The following is a 7,353-nucleotide window of genomic DNA, read 5'->3' as shown; positions in this document are numbered from 1 at the left end:
GTTGCCAAAGTGAAGGGTGAGTTGTGTATAAGAGACAGCCTGGAGTGAGAGGGCTGGGTGAGGATTACTTCTTCCAGCCATTACTCTGAACTTCAAACCCTACCGCCTGCATAAACGCATTCATCACACCGATATCTTCCACGCCGTCATTCGGCATCTGCCAACCGGTGATGTCTGGGTTATCACGAATCACTTCTTCAACCAGATACTGCCCCACGCCACGACGACGGGTGATTTCGCGCACCCGCAGCGAATCCAGCGTAGCTTCACTGCCCGCAAGCGTAACGCGCACCGCACCGAGTAGCCGGTCATTAAACTTTGCCGCGTAAATTCTGTGGGCGTCACTGAGCATCAGCGAGGTGCTGAAATATTCCGGCCAGATCTTCGCGAGATCGATCTCATCCTGGGCACTACACTCCAACAGACGAATGATGGTGAGTTTCATAAGTGAGCTAACCAAAAAGCGGGAAAACCCCGAGTGTAACCAATTTATTTACGCCAGACGCTTTCTCTTTTATCTGCCATATACCAGGTGATTAATTTTTGCGGTAAAGATAAACCAGTTCTATAAGCCGCAGATTGAAAGCTGTTCAGTATAAAACCCTAAAACCCAGTGATTTATTCCACTCTTTGTATCGCTATTTTATGCTGAAAAAGCTGCTTTTTTTTGTTTAACTCTCAGCAAATACAGCATAATATCTTTGCTTAATCGCCTGAAAAATAGAGGGTTTAGCCTTAAAAATTGTAAATTTTAACGCTAAGCCCTTAACGGCGCTCATAAAAATGGTTAAAGGTTGAAAAGTGCGCAGCATGTTTTTTAACCATAATAAAACCACAAATCACGAAAATGGGGATTTAAAGCATGAAAGTAAACGCGAAGACATTACTCGCTGGAATTATTGCGCTGGCGGTGTCTCACGCGGCAACCGCAGCTGATATCAAAGTTGCGGTTGTTGGCGCTATGTCTGGTCCGGTTGCGCAGTGGGGCGACATGGAATTTAACGGTGCCCGCCAGGCAATCAAAGACATCAACGCCAAAGGCGGCGTCAAAGGCGACAAACTTGTCGCGGTTGAATACGACGATGCTTGCGATCCGAAACAAGCCGTAGCGGTTGCCAACAAAATCGTCAACGACGGCGTGCGCTATGTTATCGGCCACCTGTGTTCTTCTTCCACTCAGCCTGCGTCTGATATTTACGAAGACGAAGGCATCCTGATGATCACCCCTGGTGCGACTAACCCAGAGCTGACTGCCCGCGGCTACAAAATGATTATGCGTACCGCAGGTCTCGACTCTTCCCAGGGCCCAACGGCGTCTAAATACATTCTGGAAACCGTGAAGCCGCAGCGTATCGCTATCATTCATGATAAACAGCAATACGGTGAAGGCCTGGCGCGTTCGGTACAGGACGGTCTGAAAAAAGGCGGCGCTAATATCGTCTTCTTCGACGGCATCACCGCAGGCGACAAAGATTTCTCCACGCTGGTGGCGCGTCTGCAAAAAGAAAATATCGACTTTGTTTATTACGGCGGCTACTACCCGGAAATGGGCCAGATCCTGCGCCAGGCGCGTGCTGTTGGCCTGAAAACTCAGTTTATGGGCCCGGAAGGGGTGGGTAACGCATCGCTGTCCAATATCGCGGGCAAAGCGGGCGAAGGGATGTTAGTCACCATGCCAAAACGTTATGACCAGGACCCGGCGAACAAAGCTATCGTGGACGATTTGAAAGGGCAGAAAAAAGACCCAAGTGGTCCTTATGTCTGGATTACTTATGCGGCGGTGCAGTCCCTGGCGACAGCGCTGGAGCGTACCGGCAGCGAAGAGCCTGCTGATTTAGTCAAAGACTTGAAAGCAAACGGTGCGAAAACCGTGATTGGGCCGCTGAACTGGGATGAGAAAGGCGATCTGAAGGGATTTGATTTTGGTGTCTTCCAGTGGCATGCCGACGGTTCGTCCTCAGTGGCGAAATAAGCAGATCGGTAATTCTGGGTCATCCCACCTCCCCGGCGGCTATGCGTTGGGGAGGAATAAATAAGGTTATTGTATGTCCGAGCAGTTCCTCTACTTCCTGCAGCAGATGTTTAACGGCGTGACGCTGGGCAGTACTTACGCGCTGATTGCCATCGGTTACACCATGGTTTACGGCATTATCGGCATGATCAACTTCGCCCACGGCGAGGTGTATATGATCGGCAGCTATGTCTCGTTTATGATCATCGCCGCCCTGATGATGATGGGCATTGATGTGGGCTGGATGCTGGTGGGGGCTGGCTTTTTGGGCGCTATTATCATCGCCAGCGCCTACGGCTGGAGCATTGAGCGCGTGGCATATAAGCCGGTGCGTAACTCTAAGCGCCTGATTGCCCTGATCTCTGCTATCGGGATGTCCATCTTCCTGCAAAACTACGTCAGCCTGACGGAAGGTTCGCGTGACATCGCGCTGCCAAGCCTGTTTAACGGCCAGTGGGTGGTCGGTAGCAGCGAAAGCTTCACCGCAACCATTACTACCATGCAGCTGGTGATTTGGGTGGTGACCTTCCTTGCGATGCTGGCGCTGACGCTGTTTATCCGTTATTCCCGCATGGGCCGCGCGTGCCGCGCCTGCGCAGAAGATTTAAAAATGGCGAGCCTGCTCGGTATCAATACTGACCGCGTTATCTCTTTGACCTTCGTGATTGGTGCGGCAATGGCTGCGGTTGCGGGCGTGTTGCTCGGCCAGTTCTACGGCGTTATCAACCCCTACATCGGCTTTATGGCCGGGATGAAAGCCTTCACCGCCGCGGTGCTCGGCGGCATCGGCAGTATCCCTGGCGCGATGATTGGCGGCCTGATCTTAGGTGTGGCGGAAGCGCTGACCTCGGCGTATCTGAGCACCGAATATAAAGATGTTGTCTCCTTTGCGCTGCTCATTGTGGTTCTGCTGGTGATGCCCACCGGGATCCTGGGCCGTCCGGAGGTTGAGAAAGTATGAAACCGATGCATGTTATTCTGGCGCTGCTTTCGGCGGCGATATTTTTCGTACTGGCGGGCGTCTTTATGGGCGTTCAGCTGAGCCTCGATGGCACTAAACTTGTGGTACACAGCGCGGATACGGTGCGCTGGCAGTGGGTTCTGACAGGTACGGTGATTGTCTTCGTCTTCCAGCTATTGCGCCCCGCATTCCAGAAAGGGATGAAAAAAGTCTCCGGGCCGAAGTTTGTGCTGCCTGCGTTAGACGGTTCTACACCGAAACAAAAATTGTTCCTGGCGGCACTATTGGTGCTTGCGGTTGCGTGGCCGTTTGTGGTTTCACGCGGCACGGTGGATATCGCCACGCTGACCATGATCTACATTATTCTCGGCCTCGGCCTGAACGTCGTGGTGGGGTTGTCTGGGCTGTTGGTTCTGGGCTACGGCGGTTTTTATGCCATCGGTGCTTACACCTTTGCGCTGCTTAACCACTATTACGGTCTGGGATTCTGGACATGCTTGCCGATTGCGGGCCTGGTGTCGGCGGCGGCGGGATTCCTGCTGGGCTTCCCGGTGCTGCGCCTGCGCGGTGACTACCTGGCGATTGTGACGCTGGGCTTTGGTGAAATCGTCCGTATTCTGCTGCTGAACAATACTGAAATCACCGGTGGCCCGAACGGCATCAGCCAAATCCCAAAACCCACGCTGTTTGGTCTGGAGTTCAGCCGTAGCGCGCGTGAAGGCGGTTGGGATACGTTCAGCAACTTCTTTAACGTCGCCTATAACCCGGGCGACAGAATTATCTTCCTGTATCTCGTGGCGCTGCTGCTGGTGGTCCTGTCGCTATTTGTGATTAACCGCCTGCTGCGTATGCCGCTGGGTCGCGCGTGGGAAGCGCTACGTGAAGACGAGATCGCTTGCCGTTCGCTGGGCCTGAACCCAACGCGCATCAAGCTGACCGCATTCACCATCAGCGCCGCGTTTGCTGGTTTCGCCGGAACGCTGTTCGCCGCGCGTCAGGGCTTTGTCAGCCCGGAATCGTTCACCTTTGCCGAATCGGCTTTCGTGCTGGCGATTGTGGTACTGGGCGGCATGGGGTCACAGTTTGCCGTTATCCTCGCCGCCGTGCTGCTGGTGGTGTCGCGCGAACTGATGCGCGATCTGAATGAATACAGCATGCTGGTGCTCGGTGGGCTGATGGTGCTGATGATGATCTGGCGTCCGCAAGGGCTGCTGCCAATGACCCGTCCGCAGCTGAAATTGAAGAAAGAGCAAGTGGAACAAGTGAAAGGAGAGCAGGCATGAGTCAGCCATTGTTATCCGTAAACGGCCTGATGATGCGTTTCGGCGGCCTGCTCGCCGTAAACAATGTTTCTCTGGAACTGCATCCGCAAGAAATTGTTTCGTTAATCGGCCCGAACGGGGCGGGTAAAACCACGGTGTTTAACTGCCTGACCGGCTTTTACAAGCCATCAGGCGGTACGATTCTGTTGCGTGATCAACACCTTGAAGGTCTGCCGGGCCAGCAAATTGCACGTATGGGCGTGGTGCGTACTTTCCAGCACGTTCGTCTGTTCCGCGAAATGACCGTGATTGAAAACCTGCTGGTTGCTCAGCATATGCAGCTGAAAACCGGTGTGTTCTCAGGTCTTTTGAAAACGCCTGCCTTCCGCCGCTCGCAAAGCGAAGCGCTGGACCGCGCTGCAACCTGGCTTGAACGTATTGGTCTGCTTGAGCAGGCTAACCGCCAGGCGAGCAACCTGGCGTATGGCGATCAGCGCCGCCTTGAGATTGCACGCTGCATGGTGACTCAGCCAGAAATTCTGATGCTTGATGAACCGGCGGCTGGCCTTAACCCGAAAGAAACGCATGAACTCGATGAGTTAATCATGGAGTTACGCAACCATCACAACACTACCGTGCTGTTAATCGAGCACGATATGAAACTGGTGATGGGCATTTCTGACAGGATTTACGTGGTAAACCAGGGGACGCCGCTTGCGAACGGCACGCCGGAGCAAATCCGTAATAACCCTGACGTAATCCGTGCCTATTTGGGAGAGGCGTAAGATGGAAAATATCATGTTGTCCTTTGACCATGTGAGCGCCCACTACGGAAAAATCCAGGCGCTTCATGAGGTCAGTCTGCACATCAAACAGGGCGAAATCGTCACCCTGATTGGCGCGAACGGCGCCGGTAAAACCACGCTGTTGGGAACACTGTGTGGTGACCCGCGTGCTTCAAGCGGCAAAATTACCTTTGATGGTAAAGACATCACCGACTGGCATACCGCGCGCATCATGCGTGAAGCCGTTGCGATTGTGCCGGAAGGCCGCCGCGTATTTTCTCGCATGACGGTAGAAGAAAACCTGGCGATGGGCGGCTTCTTTGCTGAGCGCGACCAGTATCATGAACGTATCCAACGCGTTTACCAACTGTTCCCGCGCCTGCTGGAGCGCCGCATTCAGCGTGCGGGCACGATGTCCGGCGGTGAGCAGCAGATGTTAGCAATTGGCCGGGCGTTGATGAGCCAACCGCGTTTGCTGCTGTTAGACGAACCCTCTCTGGGCCTGGCGCCAATCATCATTCAGCAGATTTTCGATACCATCGAACAGCTGCGTAGCGAAGGCATGACCATCTTCCTCGTCGAGCAGAACGCCAACCAGGCGCTGAAGCTTGCTGACCGTGGCTACGTGCTGGAAAATGGTCACGTGGTGCTGGAAGACACGGGGGACGCGCTGCTGGCTAACGAAGCGGTGCGTAGCGCCTACCTCGGCGGCTAAATTAGCGCTTAAATACGAAGGGGCCTTTTTGGCTCCTTTTTTTATGACATTTTGCCATCAGTCATAATTCCTTCACTTTATAGTCACGATCCTGTCACCTCACTGTTATTTTTCTGTCATTCGCGCATGTCATGTTTTGATGCGAACAAAAACGCGTATTTTCGCGCAACTTATTTCAACGCAAAATAATTCGAGAGATAAGACATGACTGCATCGTTACGACACACCGCAATTTGCCTCGCGCTTGGATGCGTATTTAGCAGCAGCGCTATCGCCGCCACTTCCATTCCATTCTGGCACTCGATGGAAGGCGAACTGGGCAAGGAAGTTGATTCACTGGCTCAACGTTTCAACCAAACCCATCCTGACTACAAAATTGTCCCGGTTTATAAAGGCAACTATGAACAGAACCTGGCGGCGGGGATCGCCGCTTTCCGTTCGGGCAATGCGCCAGCTATTTTGCAGGTTTACGAAGTAGGCACCGCGACCATGATGGCCTCGAAAGCGATCAAACCGGTGTATGAAGTGTTTAACGATGCGGGCATTAAGTTCGACGAATCTCAGTTTGTGCCGACGGTTTCTGGTTACTACACCGATGCGAAAACCGGCCATCTGCTTTCCCAGCCGTTTAACAGCTCAACGCCGGTGCTGTACTACAACAAAGATGCGTTTAAAAAAGCTGGTCTTGACCCCGAGCAGCCGCCAAAAACCTGGCAGGATCTGGCTGATTACACCGCCAAGCTGAAAGCTGCCGGCATGAAGTGCGGCTACGCCAGCGGCTGGCAGGGCTGGATTCAAATTGAAAACTTCAGCGCCTGGAACGGCCTGCCGGTAGCGACCAAAAACAATGGCTTTGATGGCACTGACGCGGTTCTGGAATTCAACAAGCCCGAGCAAGTGAAACACATCGCCCTGCTGCAAGAGTTGAACAAGAAAGGCGATTTCAGCTACTTCGGTCGTAAAGACGAATCCACCGAGAAGTTCTACAACGGCGATTGTGCGATTACCACCGCCTCTTCCGGTTCGCTGGCCGATATCCGCCACTACGCCAAATTCAACTACGGCGTGGGCATGATGCCTTACGACTCAACCATCCCGAATGCACCGCAGAACGCTATTATCGGCGGGGCGAGTTTGTGGGTGATGCAGGGGAAAGACGCGGCGACTTACAAAGGCGTTGCCGAGTTTATGCAGTTCCTTGCCCAGCCTGAAATTGCAGCCGAATGGCACCAGAAAACCGGCTATCTGCCGATTACCAAAGCGGCGTACGATCTGACCCGCGAGCAGGGCTTCTACGAGAAAAATCCAGGGGCGGATATCGCAACGCGCCAGATGATGAATAAACCGCCATTGCCGTTCACCAAAGGCCTGCGTCTGGGCAATATGCCGCAGATTCGCACCATTGTTGATGAAGAGCTTGAGTCGGTGTGGACCGGTAAGAAAACCCCTCAGCAGGCATTAGACAGCGCGGTTGAGCGTGGTAATCAGCTGCTGCGCCGTTTTGAGCAATCGACTAAGTCTTAAGTTTTTCAGTGTCGGATGACGCTTCGCTCATCCGACCTACGAATTGCTGTTTGTAGGTCGGGTAAGGCGCAGCCGTCGTCCGACATTGTTCAGGA

At 53.4% G+C, this 7,353-nt stretch carries 7 protein-coding genes; 6 read left to right on the top strand and 1 reads right to left on the bottom strand.

Translation table 11 applies throughout. From position 1 onward, the window contains the following. Window positions 1-64: 64 nt before the first annotated feature. The gene (panM, locus tag EHN07_RS08170; protein ID WP_124023678.1) at window positions 65-445 is read right to left on the bottom strand and encodes an aspartate 1-decarboxylase autocleavage activator PanM; all 381 of its coding nucleotides are present in this window, start codon (window positions 443-445) and stop codon (window positions 65-67) included. A gap of 417 nt (window positions 446-862) precedes the next feature. On the opposite strand from panM, the gene livK reads away from it, so the two are divergent. From livK to ugpB, 6 genes are all read left to right on the top strand, one after another. Then, on the top strand, window positions 863-1,972 hold the full coding sequence (gene livK, locus EHN07_RS08165; protein WP_124023677.1) for a high-affinity branched-chain amino acid ABC transporter substrate-binding protein LivK: 1,110 nt from the start codon (window positions 863-865) through the stop codon (window positions 1,970-1,972). A 73-nt stretch (window positions 1,973-2,045) separates the two neighbouring features. After that, entirely contained in the window at window positions 2,046-2,972 is a 927-nt protein-coding gene (gene livH, locus EHN07_RS08160) for a high-affinity branched-chain amino acid ABC transporter permease LivH (protein WP_124023676.1), read from the top strand. Further along, window positions 2,969-4,255 carry a high-affinity branched-chain amino acid ABC transporter permease LivM gene (locus tag EHN07_RS08155; protein WP_124023675.1) on the top strand — a complete coding sequence of 429 codons (1,287 nt, stop codon included), beginning with the start codon at window positions 2,969-2,971 and terminating at the stop codon, window positions 4,253-4,255. Before livH ends, EHN07_RS08155 begins: the two co-directional genes overlap by 4 nt. Further along, on the top strand, window positions 4,252-5,019 hold the full coding sequence (gene livG / locus EHN07_RS08150) for a high-affinity branched-chain amino acid ABC transporter ATP-binding protein LivG (RefSeq protein ID WP_034499524.1): 768 nt from the start codon (window positions 4,252-4,254) through the stop codon (window positions 5,017-5,019). Before EHN07_RS08155 ends, livG begins: the two co-directional genes overlap by 4 nt. Window position 5,020: 1 nt before the next feature. Beyond that, entirely contained in the window at window positions 5,021-5,734 is a 714-nt protein-coding gene (gene livF, locus EHN07_RS08145; protein ID WP_124023674.1) for a high-affinity branched-chain amino acid ABC transporter ATP-binding protein LivF, read from the top strand. 204 nt (window positions 5,735-5,938) lie between these two features. Next, window positions 5,939-7,258, top strand: a complete 1,320-nt coding sequence (ugpB, locus tag EHN07_RS08140; RefSeq protein ID WP_124023673.1) for a sn-glycerol-3-phosphate ABC transporter substrate-binding protein UgpB — start codon at window positions 5,939-5,941, stop codon at window positions 7,256-7,258. Window positions 7,259-7,353 lie beyond the last annotated feature (95 nt).

The sequence above is a fragment of the Buttiauxella warmboldiae genome (assembly GCF_003818135.1).
GTDB classification, from domain to species: Bacteria; Pseudomonadota; Gammaproteobacteria; order Enterobacterales; family Enterobacteriaceae; genus Buttiauxella; species Buttiauxella warmboldiae.
Note: the sequence above shows the minus strand (reverse complement) of the source record. Positions and strands in the feature narration are given on the sequence as shown.